The 14352-nt window shown below is 46.5% G+C and carries 18 protein-coding genes; 8 read left to right on the top strand and 10 right to left on the bottom strand.

Annotated elements, in window-relative coordinates; translation table 11 throughout:
• Positions 1-58: 58 nt before the first annotated feature.
• The 3 genes from M5E81_RS03635 to M5E81_RS03625 all read left to right on the top strand — a co-directional run bounded on the left by M5E81_RS03635 (position 59) and on the right by M5E81_RS03625 (position 2074).
• On the top strand, positions 59-580 hold the full coding sequence (locus tag M5E81_RS03635) for a thermonuclease family protein (RefSeq protein ID WP_249747892.1): 522 nt from the start codon (positions 59-61) through the stop codon (positions 578-580).
• Positions 580-900 carry a hypothetical protein gene (locus tag M5E81_RS03630; protein ID WP_009144471.1) on the top strand — a complete coding sequence of 107 codons (321 nt, stop codon included), beginning with the start codon at positions 580-582 and terminating at the stop codon, positions 898-900. The genes M5E81_RS03635 and M5E81_RS03630 overlap by 1 nt, the downstream gene beginning before the upstream one ends.
• A gap of 763 nt (positions 901-1663) precedes the next feature.
• Positions 1664-2074, top strand: coding sequence for a hypothetical protein (locus M5E81_RS03625; protein ID WP_002334817.1), 411 nt, complete (start codon positions 1664-1666; stop codon positions 2072-2074).
• Here M5E81_RS03625 and M5E81_RS03620 read toward each other — a convergent pair.
• The 5 genes from M5E81_RS03620 to M5E81_RS03600 form a co-directional block, all read right to left on the bottom strand.
• A complete protein-coding gene (locus M5E81_RS03620; RefSeq protein ID WP_001255868.1) occupies positions 2023-2889 on the bottom strand; it encodes an aminoglycoside 6-adenylyltransferase AadE in 867 nt (288 codons plus the stop codon). The genes M5E81_RS03625 and M5E81_RS03620 overlap by 52 nt on opposite strands.
• Positions 2890-3080: 191 nt before the next feature.
• On the bottom strand, positions 3081-3626 hold the full coding sequence (locus tag M5E81_RS03615; RefSeq protein ID WP_002578721.1) for a P-loop nucleotide/nucleoside kinase family protein: 546 nt from the start codon (positions 3624-3626) through the stop codon (positions 3081-3083).
• Positions 3627-3825: 199 nt separating this feature from the next.
• The gene (locus M5E81_RS03610; protein ID WP_002578722.1) at positions 3826-4602 is read right to left on the bottom strand and encodes an ANT(9) family aminoglycoside nucleotidyltransferase; all 777 of its coding nucleotides are present in this window, start codon (positions 4600-4602) and stop codon (positions 3826-3828) included.
• 24 nt (positions 4603-4626) lie between these two features.
• On the bottom strand, positions 4627-5397 hold the full coding sequence (locus M5E81_RS03605; protein ID WP_249747891.1) for a nucleoside phosphorylase: 771 nt from the start codon (positions 5395-5397) through the stop codon (positions 4627-4629).
• A gap of 24 nt (positions 5398-5421) precedes the next feature.
• A complete protein-coding gene (locus tag M5E81_RS03600; RefSeq protein WP_002578724.1) occupies positions 5422-6219 on the bottom strand; it encodes a helix-turn-helix domain-containing protein in 798 nt (265 codons plus the stop codon).
• Between the two features lie 339 nt (positions 6220-6558).
• Between M5E81_RS03600 and M5E81_RS03595 the strand changes: the two genes are divergently transcribed.
• The 5 genes from M5E81_RS03595 (at position 6559) to M5E81_RS03575 (ending at position 10603) form a co-directional block, all read left to right on the top strand.
• The gene (locus M5E81_RS03595; protein WP_024400051.1) at positions 6559-6972 is read left to right on the top strand and encodes a cysteine-rich VLP domain-containing protein; all 414 of its coding nucleotides are present in this window, start codon (positions 6559-6561) and stop codon (positions 6970-6972) included.
• Positions 6973-7083: 111 nt separating this feature from the next.
• Positions 7084-7479 carry a replication initiator protein A gene (locus tag M5E81_RS03590; RefSeq protein ID WP_002578726.1) on the top strand — a complete coding sequence of 132 codons (396 nt, stop codon included), beginning with the start codon at positions 7084-7086 and terminating at the stop codon, positions 7477-7479.
• 189 nt (positions 7480-7668) lie between these two features.
• Positions 7669-8613 carry a MobV family relaxase gene (mobV, locus tag M5E81_RS03585; protein ID WP_249747890.1) on the top strand — a complete coding sequence of 315 codons (945 nt, stop codon included), beginning with the start codon at positions 7669-7671 and terminating at the stop codon, positions 8611-8613.
• Positions 8614-8685: 72 nt separating this feature from the next.
• Positions 8686-8880 (top strand): hypothetical protein, encoded by a 195-nt coding sequence (locus M5E81_RS03580; RefSeq protein ID WP_002334813.1) that lies wholly within the window; start codon positions 8686-8688, stop codon positions 8878-8880.
• Positions 8881-8980: 100 nt separating this feature from the next.
• Positions 8981-10603: a recombinase family protein gene (locus tag M5E81_RS03575; RefSeq protein WP_271824414.1), complete on the top strand. Its 1623-nt coding sequence runs from the start codon at positions 8981-8983 to the stop codon at positions 10601-10603.
• A gap of 61 nt (positions 10604-10664) precedes the next feature.
• On the opposite strand, the gene M5E81_RS03570 is transcribed toward M5E81_RS03575, so the two are convergent.
• The 5 genes from M5E81_RS03570 to M5E81_RS03550 are packed head-to-tail and all read right to left on the bottom strand — an operon-like array spanning position 10665 to position 14339.
• A complete protein-coding gene (locus M5E81_RS03570) occupies positions 10665-11336 on the bottom strand; it encodes a histidine phosphatase family protein (protein WP_249747889.1) in 672 nt (223 codons plus the stop codon).
• Between the two features lie 11 nt (positions 11337-11347).
• The gene (locus tag M5E81_RS03565) at positions 11348-12166 is read right to left on the bottom strand and encodes a DivIVA domain-containing protein (RefSeq protein WP_009144469.1); all 819 of its coding nucleotides are present in this window, start codon (positions 12164-12166) and stop codon (positions 11348-11350) included.
• Between the two features lie 11 nt (positions 12167-12177).
• Complete coding sequence (locus M5E81_RS03560) at positions 12178-12963, bottom strand: YlmH family RNA-binding protein (RefSeq protein ID WP_021720901.1); 786 nt, start codon at positions 12961-12963, stop codon at positions 12178-12180.
• Between the two features lie 3 nt (positions 12964-12966).
• A complete protein-coding gene (gene proC / locus M5E81_RS03555) occupies positions 12967-13788 on the bottom strand; it encodes a pyrroline-5-carboxylate reductase (RefSeq protein WP_009144467.1) in 822 nt (273 codons plus the stop codon).
• A complete protein-coding gene (locus tag M5E81_RS03550; RefSeq protein WP_009144466.1) occupies positions 13776-14339 on the bottom strand; it encodes a cell division protein SepF in 564 nt (187 codons plus the stop codon). The genes proC and M5E81_RS03550 overlap by 13 nt, the downstream gene beginning before the upstream one ends.
• Positions 14340-14352: the final 13 nt, after the last annotated feature.

Below are 14352 nucleotides of genomic sequence, written 5' to 3'. Positions count from 1 at the left end.
ACAGGGGCTGTCGTACCTAGCAGTACGGCAGCCCATCTTTATAGGAAAGGAAAATAATATGCGCTATAAAATAATTGCCTATACTCTCTTTCTTCTCTTTGCACTCGGTCTTATCGGCATAGCCTCCATAGCCAGCGCACAGGCGAGGCCTTGCAGCACCTATACAGCACATGTGGTACGCATTATAGATGGTGATACCATTCATGTACGCGATATAACAGGCGAAGCACACCGCATCCGACTTGCTATGATAGATGCACCGGAAAGTGAGCAGCCCTTTGGCACGGAATCAACAAAAAAACTAAGCGAACTGTTACGCCAAAGCACAGTCCGCTTGAAAGTTAAGTGTATTGATAAGTATAACCGTGAAGTTGCTTTTGTATATTGCGAAGGAAAGGACGTGAGCGCCGAAATGCTGAAGGACGGCATGGCACTGCATTACCACATGAACTTCGATAAATGCGAAATATATGATAAATTTGAGGCAGCAGCAAAGCGCTGGCATAAAGGCTTATGGTCACAGGAAAAAATTGAAAAGCCTTGGGATTTAAGAAGAAAACATCGGAAGGAGAATGAATAATGTTTATCAGAACTTTTAACACACCTAATTGGCCATCTGACTTTAGTGTTTCAGATAATATTGAAGGATTGGATTTCTATGATAATCATTGGAGATGTATGAACCGTCTGCCGGATTACATAAACAGCGATACAATTACTAATCTGGTATATGATAATGGTGATTGGTGTTTTACTGCTGATGGCAAATACAAAGATTATTATTATGTGATGGCTTTCGTTAACTGGTCTAAGGCACCAGTCATTCTTTCTATGCACCAAACGGAAGAAGAAGCACAGGAGAAAATTAAGCTTTTGGCTATAGAACTGAACAATAAATAATAAAATGCTTCGCCTACCCTAAAAAAAGAGTAAGCGGAGCATTTTTATTGTTGAAAAAAGGATATTTTAAGAAATAAAATATATCGAGCAGTCTGCAAAAGTTGCTGCATCTGTGCTAGGAGTTTAGACATGAATCTCTCATACTTGGTTGATTGTTTGTTTCACTTCTATTGTACCAAGTTTTGATGCTTTACGCATTTTTTATCTTCTGAAATATGCAGAGCAAGTGGACAGATCATGATCTGGTGGAGTACTGTATTCGCGAGAATTATCTCAGCACTCTGGCATTATTGTTGACAAAATGAAGTTAAGTAACTACCCAACCAATTATTTATCTGCCGTATTACTCAGATAAATTATATGATAAACGCAAGCAGGATAAACTATCTTCAAATTTGTCCTGCTTATTTTTTTGCGTTAGGGGGTGAATAAAACGACAAAAAAAGCCATTAGTATAGTGAGAACACAAAAACAACCGCTTAAGCGCTTTCCCCAAGCACCCAAGCGGAGTTTCCCAAAGTTAAAGATACCACATCAATCCCACGCGGACTTTTGCTCAACCGATACAGCCGGAGGGCTGGATAACAAGAAAAGGCGGTATGCGCCCCGTGGAGGGGTAGCGTACCGCCTTTTCTTGTGGGGGTTTCCAAAGGGGGCAACGCCCCCATTTGGCACACGACTTTGCGAAGCAAAGTGTAGTGTGTTATACGCTCTGCCGGCGTTGCCGTGAAAATGCCGTTGCCGCCGGGGAGGGCAAGGGCATTTGAAGCGGCAGGAAAACAGGGCTGTGCTTGCGTGGCGTGGAGCCGCAAGCGCAGGTCTGGACTCATCAGCAGACAGGGCGTATATGAAAGCCCCAGTTCCTCGTCCTACGCTCCAACTTGTGGACAAAGTGTCCCGAAGTTGTGGCCACACTCCCGGAAAAGTAGCAGGACAACGGGCAACCGTCAAGGCTGAAATGAACGGGTTTACACCCGGCCTTGACCTCCGCCCGCTGTCCCGCTGGATGGGTGGACAAGGCGGCCAATCCCTCAAAGTGCTTGGCCGCTCTCTTTCTGATTTTGAGGTATTCAGTTTTTCAAAATTGAATAATCAAAATAAATTTTTTCGATTGAAAAAATTTTATTTGTTATCATCTTCAATGCCATATTTTTTCTTTTGCCGAATCACATAATTACTGATTTTTTCATCATATAGTGGATACTGGTAATCCAACTGGCATGCCACTTCTGACGAAACCTCCCGGAACAATGCCATACATTGTTCAAAGGATTCCCACATATGGGGATAGGAATCCATATTATAAGTGGACATAAGTCGTTCCCACAATTCCTCTGGGACATATTGCTTCATAAATTTATAGTTTTTTCCCAAACTGAAATGAAATCCCTGTTTGATACCAATCAGCCAGGAAATCATGCGAAGCAATTCTTTTCGTACTATATCATTCATATGGTCAATAGCAAAAAGAATTTCTTTGCGGCATAAGCCCTTTACTACATATGTTGTAGTATTCCAAAATTCATTACAGCAATCGTCAAACATTCTTTGAGTAGGCTTCTGCAAGTGGTAGTCTATATCCGTTGGTATTGGCGGCTTTACGATACGGTTGTCTTTATCCAACAGTAACTTTACCAGTTTATCCCATGTAAAATACTCGTCTATCAGTTCCAGCGGCAGCAAAGTTAAATCTATCTTAACATCATCAGTAAACAGCATTAAATATGAAAATCCCTTTTCTACAGCTGGAAATAATTCCATATCTTCCGGCTTTTGCAGAATCAACCTTTCACCAAATATATCTAGCCATTTATCATCACTTGTGAAGCTGTCCATATCCGTAACAAAAAAAGTAATATCAAAATCCTGAAAATCATCAGGCGGAATATTTGTATTTGTTCTAGATCCTTCCAAAGTAACCATGCGAATGCGTTTGTCTGTTTTTGCAAAATTCAAAACAATATCATAAACTTCCTTTTCTGATCTCATTTTTATCTCCTCCAATTATTGAAATAGGTGTGAAGCCATTTTAGGGCTTTCCCGCCTTGATTACCCTTTAGCAAAGACGGGCGGGACTGTCAACGGCGGCGCATGAAATGCGCCGTTCATTTTGACCGTTGACTGGCTTGGCTGCCTTTGCTATTTCTCTGATAAATGAAATTTCGATTTTTAGAAATCGTTTAAGATAGCAATGCGGCTCCACTTGAAATTTTTTCTTTTACTGCAAAAACAGCCTCTTGGATAGAATAGGTTGTCGTTTCTATAACATTCGATTCATATATCCCCAAATTACAAAATTGCTCCCACATTGTTTCTACTAATTCAACATTTGTTTTTCTGTCTAATTTTGAACGTTCCACAGCTCGTTTCATAGTTTCTTCTTTACTGGCTCTTAAAACAATATAGTGTACTTCATAATCTTCTCGAACAAGGGCTCTCCATGGTTCTAAAAACCACGGCCCGACAATTCCATCTACAATTACATCATATCCGCCGCGGGCATAGCGCTTTGCAGCTTCTAAAAAGGCTTCAATGACAACTAAATTTTGTTCGTTGGACTCTGGTAAATGCGGCGGTATTGCTCCTTTGCTTAAATAATGAAAAAAGTCGTCTGTGTGCATATGCACAGATTTATCCATGTTCGATTCTTTTGCGACAATCGACGCAGTTGTTGTCTTTCCTGTTCCCGGCGAACCTGTAATCACAATAATTCTTCCTTGATTCATCTACATTCTCCCTCGCAATTCAGATTTACCGCTCTCTTTCTGATTTTGGAGCGTTTCTTCTCTCAAGATTGAAATGGGCGGGAAGCCATTTTAGGGCTTTCCCGCCTTGATTGCCCATCAGCAAAGACGGGCGGGACTGTCAACGGCGGCGCATTTATGCGCCGTTCATCTTGACCGTTGATTGGCCCCGCTAACTTTGCTACTCTGTTCTAAGTAATTCCTCAATTTGTTTTTTCATATATTCTACAAGTGCCATCGCTTCCTTTTCTACTGTCTCCCATTCATCAGACAAATTTCCCAAATAAGCTTCCTTTGCCGTTGTTAGCAGGGGGGGAAATCTCTCCGGCAATTTTAAAATTACCCATTTTGCGGCAACATCTTTTGTCGTGATTTCTTCTGTTACTAAAGTAAACCACATTCGTGATAAGGTTAATAACACATTTCTTTCATCACCCTTAAAGCTGGAAATCAAACCAGGTAAAGAAAACCGAATTGCTTTTTTAATTTCGTGAAATGGGATAGCGGGAATAAGCTCTTTGCTTTCCGCCCCCTTCAAAGTTATGCTATTTTTTCTTGCTTGCCATAATAAAATCATTATATCTGGGTCATTGCAGGCTTGCGGATATTCTCCTGCTTCCATCTCTCCCCTTAGCCATTCACCATACATATACTGACATTTTGGCGGAAATTGCAACGGAACAATATCAGATTGATTGATAATAGTTACCTCTAAAGGTCTTTTTTCAATACAGCCTACGGAGCCAGAAATTTTCAATAATTGCTTTGTTAGATCTGCTCTGATTGAATTACTCAATTCTTGCTTAGTAATTATCAGTATATCTATATCACTATCTGGACGCAGCCCATTCATTGTTGCTGAACCATATAAATATATCCCCAATATTTGACCTTGTAATATGGTTTCTGCTATTGAAATAACTTGATTTACTTGTTGTGGAAATTCATTTATATTCATTGTAACTCCTATATGTATTTATTTTTACTCCTCAACAACTGATAAAACAGCGTCTAAGGCTAATTCTAAGGCTATGGATATACTTGTTTTTCCCCATTCTCTTTCTTGGTATTTATGAGGGTCTGCAAGAGTATCGGCTGAAAAAAGCAGCATAGCCCATGTAACTTTTCTAAATTTTGCACACGCCGCCAATGCGGAACATTCCATTTCTACTACTTGACATCCCTCTTCTTTCCGATACTGAACCATTTCTACTGTTTCTCGATAAAAACCGTCTGTTGTCCATGTTTTAACTTCCCAATATGGTATATTCTTTTGGCTTAAAGCAGATTCAATCGCATTTATACCAGCCTTTGAAATCTCTACTTCTCGGGAGGGAGGAAGATAATGGTAAGATGTTCCCTCATCTCTCAATGCAGAAACAGGTATCAAAAATCTATTTTCCGGGATGTCTTCCAATACGCCGCAGGAGCCGACGGAAATAATCTTTGTTACACCCCCTGCAATTAAATATTCTAAAACTTGGACGGCAGCAGCACTTCCCACAGGAGCCGGACATAGACATATTTTCTCCTGATTATAAAGACATTCATAAATAGGATATCGTCTTGTTGCACTTTCAATTTCATCTATCTGTATTCCATCATGGGTATGTGCATAATTTTCAACCTCGTCTCCTAAAAAAGCAAACACTGCTTTTGCAGGAAAACATTTTTTCCCATTTCCCGGCTGAAAAACAGCTTTTGATGCGGTATCGTACTCTAAAACAGGGTAGTCATGCTTTACTAATGGCATATTATTATCTCGAATAACAGGCTATTATTCTATTCCTTTCATCATCTTTTTTGCCAACTGCTTGAACAGGTCGGCAGTTTCTTCATCCATCGGCGTAAGCTGTCCGATCTGTCCGGCAACCATCGCCGCTACATCGTCAATGGAAAGCGGGTTTTGCTTCTGTTCCGCCAATGCGTCCCGCATGGCTTGGAACATCGCGGCGGTCACAGCTTCTCCCGGCTGTTCCCCGTTGTCAATGTCTTTCTTAATATCCCGCAGGATAGCAAGGAACACATTTTTGATTTTCTCAATCTCCGCCTCATGTTCCCCCATCTTCTGGGCGTTCAAAAGCTGTAAATCCTGCTTTGCTTCCGCCCGGTGTTCCGGGTGTTCTTTCATCAGGTCGGACAGGGAAGCCGTTGCTATCTCGATAAGCTGGTTTCTTGCTGTTATGCCTTTTGCCGCTGTGTCCTGAAAATAAATCCGTATCAAATCTATCAGCTTAGGAAAATTCCTGTGTTCCAACAGGCGGTTGAGGATTTGCACATCAACAGCACCCGTCACGAGCCCCCTCACGGCTCCCTCGGACAAGCCTAATTCAGAAATATCGTAGCTTTTACGGACGCTCACGGTGGATAAGCCCAGTATGTAGTCTGTCGATACCTTAAATTCCTTTGCCACGCCTATGAGAATATCACTGCTGACCGTTCTTGTTTCGCCGCTGACAATGCGGCTCAACTGGGAAGCGGAAACGCCTATCTTCTCCGCAAGTTCCTTTTGTGTGATGTGGTTCCCGTTGCATAAATCGGAAATCCGCTGTCCGGGTGTTCCGGGTAAAGCCATAGATACGCACCTCCTCCGCATACTTCCATTATACAGAATGATTGCAAAAAATGCAATTTCCAAAGTGTAAACTTCATCAAAATGCAATTCTCGCAATATTCCGGGAATTGCATTTTTTTCGTGTAGACTTAGGGTAGTTCATCGATGGACGGCACCTTGAAAACAGAATGACCGTCCGAAAAGGAATACCCCGGCTGGGGAAGCACCGCAAGGAGTCGGACTTCGGGACAAAATGTCCCGAAGTTGCGAGGAGCGTGCCAACGCCGGAACACGCCGCAGGAATGGGGCAGGAAACCTTTTCGGGGAGAACGGCAACGGAAAGCAAAATGGAGGGAACGCATGAGAGATAACCCCTATAAAGACTTGCCGCCACTGGAACGCAGGCCGGACGGTTCCCTTTACCGCATGACACCGGCGCAGAGAAAACAGGCGGCCAGCCTGATACGCCGGGAGTGTTGTTGCTGTGAGGACGGCAACTGCATTGTCCTTGATGATGGGGACACCTGCACCTGCCCGCAGACGATTTCTTTCTCGGTCTGCTGTAAGTGGTTCCGCTGGGCGGTCTTGCCGCTGGACGGGACGCTGGAAGCGGAAATTGTCCGGGATAAGGACTTGAAACGCTGTGCGGTCTGCGGTGGCGTGTTCGTCCCCAAATCCAACCGGGCAAAATACTGCCCCGGCTGTGCCGCCAGAGTTCACAGGCGGCAGAAAACAGAAAGTGAACGGAAAAGGAGGTCTGCTGTGGACAGTTAGGAGCGAAAAAAGCCTTGATTTATCAGGCTTTGCAAGCCCCAAACCGGGGCAGGTGGTATAAAGTATCGCCCGCCCCGGAAAACGGGCTTCTAACCGTCCACAAAACGAACTATGACAAATACCATCTATATCCATCAGCCGGAAAAGGCGTTCAGCTTCACCCGGCTCCCGAATTTCCTCTTTGAAGCCCCCACATTCAAGCCCCTGTCTAACGAGGCAAAGGTTCTGTACGCCTTTATCCTGCGCCGGACAGAGTTATCCCGCAAGAATGGGTGGGCGGATGACTGCGGACGGATTTTCCTGTATTACCCTATCTGTGAAGTGGTCACACTGCTCCATTGTGGGCGGCAGAAAGCGGTGAATACCCTGCGGGAACTGCAATACGCCGGACTGGTGGAGATCCAGAAGCAGGGCTGTGGAAAACCCAACCGCATTTTCCCAAAATCCTATGAAGCGGTTCCAAACACCGACTTCAAGAAATCCGGTTCTGGTACGCCGGAGGACTGAAAACCGTACCCATGAAGTACGGAAATCACTCCTGAGACGTACGAAAACCGGACGGTATATAGAAATACGAAATACAAAGATAAAAAGATTGATTTATATTCTATCCATTCCAATCCTATCCGAGCTATTTTCTGCGGGATTTTCCCTGTGGAAAACCCCGGATAGGAAAGGAATGGGGAAAGGAGCAGAATGGCAAAACACGCAATTTTACGGTTTGAGAAGCACAAGGGCAACCCGGCAAGGCCGCTGGAAGCCCATCACGAAAGACAGAAAGAACAGTATGCCAGCAATCCCGACATTGACACAAGCCGGAGCAAATACAACTTCCATATCGTCAAGCCGGAGGGACGCTATTACCACTTCATTCAGAGCCGGATTGAGCAGGCCGGGTGCCGAACCCGCAAGGACAGCACACGGTTTGTCGATACGCTGATAACCGCCAGCCCGGAGTTTTTTAAGGGGAAATCCCCAAAGGAGATACAGGCGTTCTTCCAAAGGGCGTCGGACTTCCTCATTGGCCGGGTAGGACGGGAAAATATCGTGTCGGCGGTGGTACACATGGACGAGAAAACGCCCCACCTGCATTTGACCCTTGTTCCGCTGACAAAGGACAACCGCCTGTGCGCTAAAGAGATTATTGGCAACCGGGCAAACCTGACGAAGTGGCAGGACGATTTTCACGCCTATATGGTGGTGAAATATCCCGACTTGGAGCGTGGGGAGAGTGCCAGCAAGACAGGCCGGAAGCATATCCCCACCCGGCTTTTCAAACAGGCGGTTTCCCTCTCCAAACAGGCCAGAGCCATTGAAGCCGCCCTTGACGGCATTAACCCGCTGAACGCCGGAAAGAAAAAAGAGGAAGCCCTCTCCATGCTAAAAAAGTGGTTCCCGCAGATGGAGAACTTCTCCGGGCAGTTGAAAAAGTACAAGGTCACAATCAATGACCTGTTGGCGGAGAATGAGAAGTTGGAAGCAAGGGCAAAGGCCAGCGAAAAAGGAAAGATGAAAGATACGATGGAACGGGCAAAGCTGAAAAGCGAACTGGACAATTTACAGCGGCTGGTTGACCGTATCCCGCCGGATATACTGGCGGAACTGAAACGTCAGCAGCGGCACACGGTAAAGGAAAGGTGATAGATATAAGCAGAAATTTTCGCCGCCTTTGTGCGGCATTGTACCTTGAAAACTGAATATGGAGGACACTGGATGGCAAAAAGCGAAAGCGATATTTTTACACCCCGGACAGGGCAGGTCATACAAGCAGAGAACGGCACGCAGTATTTTGTATGTGGGAACAACCGTATAAAAATCTCCGAACACTTCGCCGCAGGCGGGAAGCCCCTCGGTGATCTGATTGTAGATGTGGTGCGGCATACCGCAGAAAAAGCCGCTTCAACCTGATAGCCCATCATTGATAACACGCCCACGCTTATGATATAATTGCCATAGAGCAAAAGTATTGTAAGCGTGGGTTGTTTCTTTAGAAGGAGGATTTTTAACGGTGAAACAACCTTACAATACTACGATTTACAACACGGCGCTTTATATGAGATTGAGCCGGGACGATGAACTGCAAGGAGAAAGCGGGAGTATTCAGACACAACGCATGATGCTCCGGCAATATGCCGCCGAGCATAGCCTGAATGTCATAGATGAATATATCGACGATGGATGGTCTGGAACGAACTTTGACAGGCCGGATTTTCAGAGAATGATTGATGACATTGAGGACGGGAAAATCAACTGCGTTGTTACGAAGGATTTATCCCGCTTAGGCAGAAACTACATTCTGACCGGCCAATACACGGAAATCTACTTTCCCAGCAAAGGAGTCCGCTATATCGCTGTCAATGACAATGTGGACACCATCAACGGAGAGAATGAGCTTGCCCCATTCCTCAACATTCTGAATGAAATGCACGCCCGCCAGACCAGCAAAAAGGTAAAGGCGGCCATGCGGACACGGTTCGCAAATGGCGCACACTATGGAGCCTATGCTCCGCTTGGCTATGTCAAAGACCCAGATAAGAAAGGCCATCTTCTGATTGACCCGGAAACAAGGTGGATTATCGAAAAGATTTTTGACCTTGCCGTTCATGGCCGGGGAGCCGCCAGCATTACACGGATTTTGGTCGAAGAAAAAGTACCTACTCCCGGCTGGCTGAATTTCCAGAGATACGGCACTTTCGCAAATATCTATGCCGGAGCGCCGGAGGAAAAAGCCTATGCGTGGACGATAGCGCAGGTGAAAAGTATTCTGAAAGAGGAAACCTATATCGGACACAGCGTCCACAATAAGCAGACCAACATTTCATTCAAAAACAAGAAGAAAGTACGCAAGCCAAAAGAGGAATGGTATCGTGTGGAGAACACCCACGAAGCGATTATTTCCGAAGATGTGTTCCGTCAAGTACAGGAGCAGATTTGCAACAGGCGCAGACGGCAGAAGAACGGCACAACACAGATATTTTCCGGGCTGGTAAAATGTGCGGACTGCGGCTGGTCGCTGGCCTATGGTATGAACAGCCAGAACAAAAATCCCTATGCCCACTACCATTGTAGCAAGTACGGGCAAGGATTGCACCAGTGTTCCATGCACTATATCCGCTATGATGTGCTTTACGCCTATGTCCTTTCCCGTCTGCAATACTGGTCTGTGCTGGCACAGCAGGATGGGGACAAACTTCTGAAACGGCTACTTAACGCCAGCGACAAGGAACGCAATACTGCAAGGAAGCGGCAGACAGCCGAACTGAAAAAGGCGGAAAAGCGCAAAGCAGAAGTAGACACCCTGTTTGCAAAAATGTATGAGGACTGGTCTGCCGGACGCATTACAGAATACAATTTCAATATGCTGTCCGAAAAGTATCAGGGCGAACAGCGAGAATTGGACGTAAAAATTGAACGGCTTCACGAAGCGATGGAGACCGCCGCCCAGACAGCGGTTGACGCTGAAAAGTGGATAGGTCTGATGAAACAGTATGTCAATCCCACAGAATTGACGGCTGAACTTCTGAATACGCTGATTGAAAAAATCCTTGTCCATGAAGCGGTCAAAAGTGAGGACGGAAGCCGGGAACAGGAAGTGGAAATCTTCTACCGCTTTATCGGCAAAATCGAATGACACATCTTGAGATACCCAACAATATCTTTAACTAAGGGAAACGGGTCATTCACAGCCTTATTCACTTCTCGTACTTAAACTCAAACACGCCAAAGCCCTTTCCCTGCGTCAGATGACTAACGTCATTCAGGCGGAAAACAGCGTGCTCATGCCATTTGTTAATCCCCAGAACAGTTACGCTGGCAGGCTGCACATCAACCGAAAAGTTAAACGCCGCCACCTGCTGCATATCCATTCCCAGCCAACGGAAAATAATATTCTGAATCGTGCCCTTATGCGCAACAATCAGCAGATTTTCCTTGTCGACATCCGCACAATGCCACAAGCCGTGTACATTACGGCGATAAAATTCATTGCGCGTTTCACCGCCGGGATAGTTGCGGTGATCCAGCTCCTGCTCGGAAGCCGGCTTGCAAAAATGCTTCTTAGCCTCTTCCTCGGTCATGCCGGCAGCAATGCCGTTATTCTTTTCCCTCAGGAATCGGCAATGCTCTATTTCGCCCTTAAAGCCAAGCTCCTCGGCAATAATCTGCGCCGATGCGGAAGCGCGCTGCAAATCACTTGCCAGAATCCGCAGCTTGCAATTACGTCCGGCAAAATCCTTCGCCAGCTTTACCGCAGCAGCCTTTATCTGCGCCCTTCCCTTTTCGGTCAGCTGCGAATCCGTCCAGCCGCCGGTCAATCTTTGCGTATGATGCGTTGCTTCACCATGCCTCACTAAGATAATCATCATTCATCCTCCGACTATTCTTCGTTATGACTGGCATAGTTTTTGAGCAGCTCAACCTGCGTTTCCAACAGATGCAGCATATTTTTTCGATGCAGCGCCGCCTTTTTCACCTGCTCGTTATAAGCCTGTTCGGCCATAGCAGCCTTGGCATCAGCCTCAAAAATAATTTTACGGCTGCGTTCCTCTGCATCCCCCACCAGTTTACGATATTTAGTATTTGCATCCAGCATCATTCTGCCGGCTTCGCTGCGAGCATCCTCCAGCAGCTTGTTAGCCTCGCTGGCAGCACTGTTAGCGCGTTTTTTGCAGACATCCTCGGTAGTAACACGCAGCTTTTCTGCATCTACCTCAGCACTGCTGCGCAGCTTATCTGCATAAGCCTTAGCCTCTTCGCGCAGCTTGTTGCATTCAGCCATCGCTGCCTGCAGCATGTTATCGGTTTTGTTCTTTGTCTGATTATACAAATCCTCAGCATGCGCCATGGTATCATCATGTAGCTTTTGCGCCGCAGCCTTCGCTTCTCTCAGCTGCTGCTCGCACTTCACTGCAGTTTCCTTCTCCAGCAGCGCCGCCTTCTTTTCACTGGCGTTCTTTACCTCGTCAGCAGTTTCCTGCGCTACAGCCAGTGTACTCTGCATGGTAGCCTCCATCTGCTGATAATATTCCAGCTTGGAGCTGACGCGCTCGATAGTTTCCTTCTGCTCCAGGTTATCCAGATAAAGGTATTCGTATTCCTTAATCAGCTTAGCAAGAAACTTGTCTACCTCTTCTACCTCATAGCCACGAAAACCCTTGGTAAAAGTTTTTTTCTTTAAATCCTCCGGATTAAGCATGGTTTATCCTCCTAGATATAACGCTTCAGCGTTACGCTGATGCGTCCTTTTTTAGTAGTGCCGCGGATTTCCTCAATCTCTACTCGTCCACGGCCGCGGAAGGAAATTACATCGCCCTCGTTCACCGGCTGTGCCGCCTTCTTGGCCTCTTTCCAGTTTACCTTGACATTCAGGCTTTTGATTTCATCCGCCATACGGCTGCGGCTTACGCCATAGCCTGCCGCTGCCACGGCATCAAGACGCAAATCAGCGACTGTAGCGTTAATCAGCTTAACCTTTTCTTCCTTCTGCAGCAATTCCTCGCGGGGAATTTCCGTAAGCGTTACCGGCGCAGAACCGATCTGCGTCAGATTACCGGTAAGATAATTTACCAGTGATTTTTCTACCACGAACTGCGCTCCCTCGGGCACAAAAACGATATCGCCCAAGGCCTCGCGCTTGCAGCCCGTGCCCATAAACGCACCGAGAATATCGCGATGCGACAAATCATAATAGCGCTTATCCCAAGCCGCCAGAAAATAGGCCATGCCGAAATCCGGCTGACCGTAAAAATCATCGGCAACAAAGGCAGCCTTCACCCTTTCGGCATTACTGAAGCCGCCGTCGCTTTCCAGACGCACATTTTCGTAGTTCGCCGCAATAATTTCCGCAACGTTATAGGCATGAGGATCAAGAAACTCGCTCACACGGAACTTGCGCGATTTATTGGCGCCCTCGGCCAAATCCAGCAGCTTGGCCGCCAGCTGTTCGTCACCGCCGGCTTTAAAGTAACGCAGAATTTTTTCTCTGTCTGCCATAAATTATTTCCCCTGTAATTCCTTATCTCTTTGCAGCACTGCCTGCACCGCATCATAAAAAGCACCGCGCACGCCATGATTTTCCAATGCATGGATACCGGCAATAGTCGTGCCGCCGGGGCTTGTTACCTGGTCGCGCAGCTGTGCCGGATGCAGGCCGCTTTCTACGCACAGCTTGCCGCTGCCTGCCATTGTCTGTGCTGCCAGCTTAATAGCCAGCGCACGCGGCAAACCGGCACGCACGCCTGCATCAGCCAGTGCATCGATAATCACAAAGCAATAGCCCGGTCCGCAGCCGGAAATAGCGGTAATCGCCTGTAATGCTTTCTCATCTACAAATTCTATTTCGCCGCAGCTGCTGAAAATTGCTGCCGCAGTCTGCTTCATAGGCTCGGTTACAGCCTCATCGCAGCAGATGGCAGTCATACCGGCGCCTGCTGCTAGCGGAGTGTTCGGCATCGTGCGGATTACCGGGAACCCCGGAGCATAGGCATGCAGCTGTTCCAATGTAACACTGCCCATGATAGAAAGTACCCAGGCATCCTTTTTCATCGCAGCCATCAGCTCGGGCACCAGTGCCACCGGTGCTACCTGAGGCTTAACGGCAAAGATTACCAGATCAGCATCCTTTACTGCCTCTTTATTATCCGTAGTAACATTTACGCCAAAGGCTTCATGCAGACTGCGCGCATGTGCCTCAGTCGGCTCGCCTACGGTAATCATCTCCGGCGCAATCAGGCCGCCGCCGATAATTCCCTTAATAATGGCTTTGGCCATAGCGCCGCCGCCGATAAATGCAATTTTCTTTACTGCTATTTGTCCCATGGATTATTTCCCCTCTCGTCAAGCTCGTGCTCTTCGCCCGCATCTATATCTACGTTTTTCGGAGCGCAGATAACAATATTGCGTCCCAGCTTTTTCATGCTGCCGCCGATAGCATAAACAGTACCGCTGATAAAATCGGTCATACGCTTGGCAACAACATTATCTGTCTTATCATAATTAACAACTACAGCCTGATTATCGCGCAGATAATCGGCAATCTTAGGAGAATCGTTGAAATCGACAGGTTCCAGCAGCACAACCGTCATCAGCTTGTCGGCAATAGGCAGGTTAATGGTTTTACTGCCCATTTTTTCATTTTTTGCCGGTTCAGGCGTTGCTGCCGAACTTTTAAAGTTCAAAATGGATTTGCGTTCACGCTTAGGCTCCTCTGCCGGTACCGAAGCGGCAGGCTCCTTGCTGCCGAAGAAACGCTTCTTGGGTTTAGCCGGCTCCTGCTCGGTCTTAGCAGGCTTCTGCTCAACTTCTTCTTCGATGATTTCTTCCTCGTCATAAAGACTTAATGCATTCATGATTTTATCAATAATATTCATCACGTCACCAACC

This window comes from Phascolarctobacterium succinatutens, from assembly GCF_023497905.1.
GTDB classification, from domain to species: domain Bacteria; phylum Bacillota; class Negativicutes; order Acidaminococcales; family Acidaminococcaceae; genus Phascolarctobacterium_A; species Phascolarctobacterium_A succinatutens.
The sequence above is the reverse complement of the archived record's forward strand: the minus strand, read 5'-3'. Positions and strand labels throughout refer to the sequence as shown.

Bases quoted from the DNA above. Each gene is read 5' to 3' on its own strand.
- M5E81_RS03635 (WP_249747892.1), top strand. From the start codon at position 59: ATGCGCTATAAAATAATTGCCTATACTCTCTTTCTTCTCTTTGCACTC.
- M5E81_RS03630 (WP_009144471.1), top strand. From the start codon at position 580: ATGTTTATCAGAACTTTTAACACACCTAATTGGCCATCTGACTTTAGT.
- M5E81_RS03620 (WP_001255868.1), bottom strand. From the start codon at position 2,889: ATGAGATCAGAAAAGGAAGTTTATGATATTGTTTTGAATTTTGCAAAA.
- M5E81_RS03615 (WP_002578721.1), bottom strand. From the start codon at position 3,626: ATGAATCAAGGAAGAATTATTGTGATTACAGGTTCGCCGGGAACAGGA.
- M5E81_RS03610 (WP_002578722.1), bottom strand. From the start codon at position 4,602: ATGAATATAAATGAATTTCCACAACAAGTAAATCAAGTTATTTCAATA.
- M5E81_RS03605 (WP_249747891.1), bottom strand. From the start codon at position 5,397: ATGCCATTAGTAAAGCATGACTACCCTGTTTTAGAGTACGATACCGCA.
- M5E81_RS03600 (WP_002578724.1), bottom strand. From the start codon at position 6,219: ATGGCTTTACCCGGAACACCCGGACAGCGGATTTCCGATTTATGCAAC.
- M5E81_RS03595 (WP_024400051.1), top strand. From the start codon at position 6,559: ATGAGAGATAACCCCTATAAAGACTTGCCGCCACTGGAACGCAGGCCG.
- M5E81_RS03590 (WP_002578726.1), top strand. From the start codon at position 7,084: ATGACAAATACCATCTATATCCATCAGCCGGAAAAGGCGTTCAGCTTC.
- mobV (WP_249747890.1), top strand. From the start codon at position 7,669: ATGGCAAAACACGCAATTTTACGGTTTGAGAAGCACAAGGGCAACCCG.
- M5E81_RS03580 (WP_002334813.1), top strand. From the start codon at position 8,686: ATGGCAAAAAGCGAAAGCGATATTTTTACACCCCGGACAGGGCAGGTC.
- M5E81_RS03570 (WP_249747889.1), bottom strand. From the start codon at position 11,336: ATGATGATTATCTTAGTGAGGCATGGTGAAGCAACGCATCATACGCAA.
- M5E81_RS03565 (WP_009144469.1), bottom strand. From the start codon at position 12,166: ATGCTTAATCCGGAGGATTTAAAGAAAAAAACTTTTACCAAGGGTTTT.
- M5E81_RS03560 (WP_021720901.1), bottom strand. From the start codon at position 12,963: ATGGCAGACAGAGAAAAAATTCTGCGTTACTTTAAAGCCGGCGGTGAC.
- proC (WP_009144467.1), bottom strand. From the start codon at position 13,788: ATGGGACAAATAGCAGTAAAGAAAATTGCATTTATCGGCGGCGGCGCT.
- M5E81_RS03550 (WP_009144466.1), bottom strand. From the start codon at position 14,339: ATGAATATTATTGATAAAATCATGAATGCATTAAGTCTTTATGACGAG.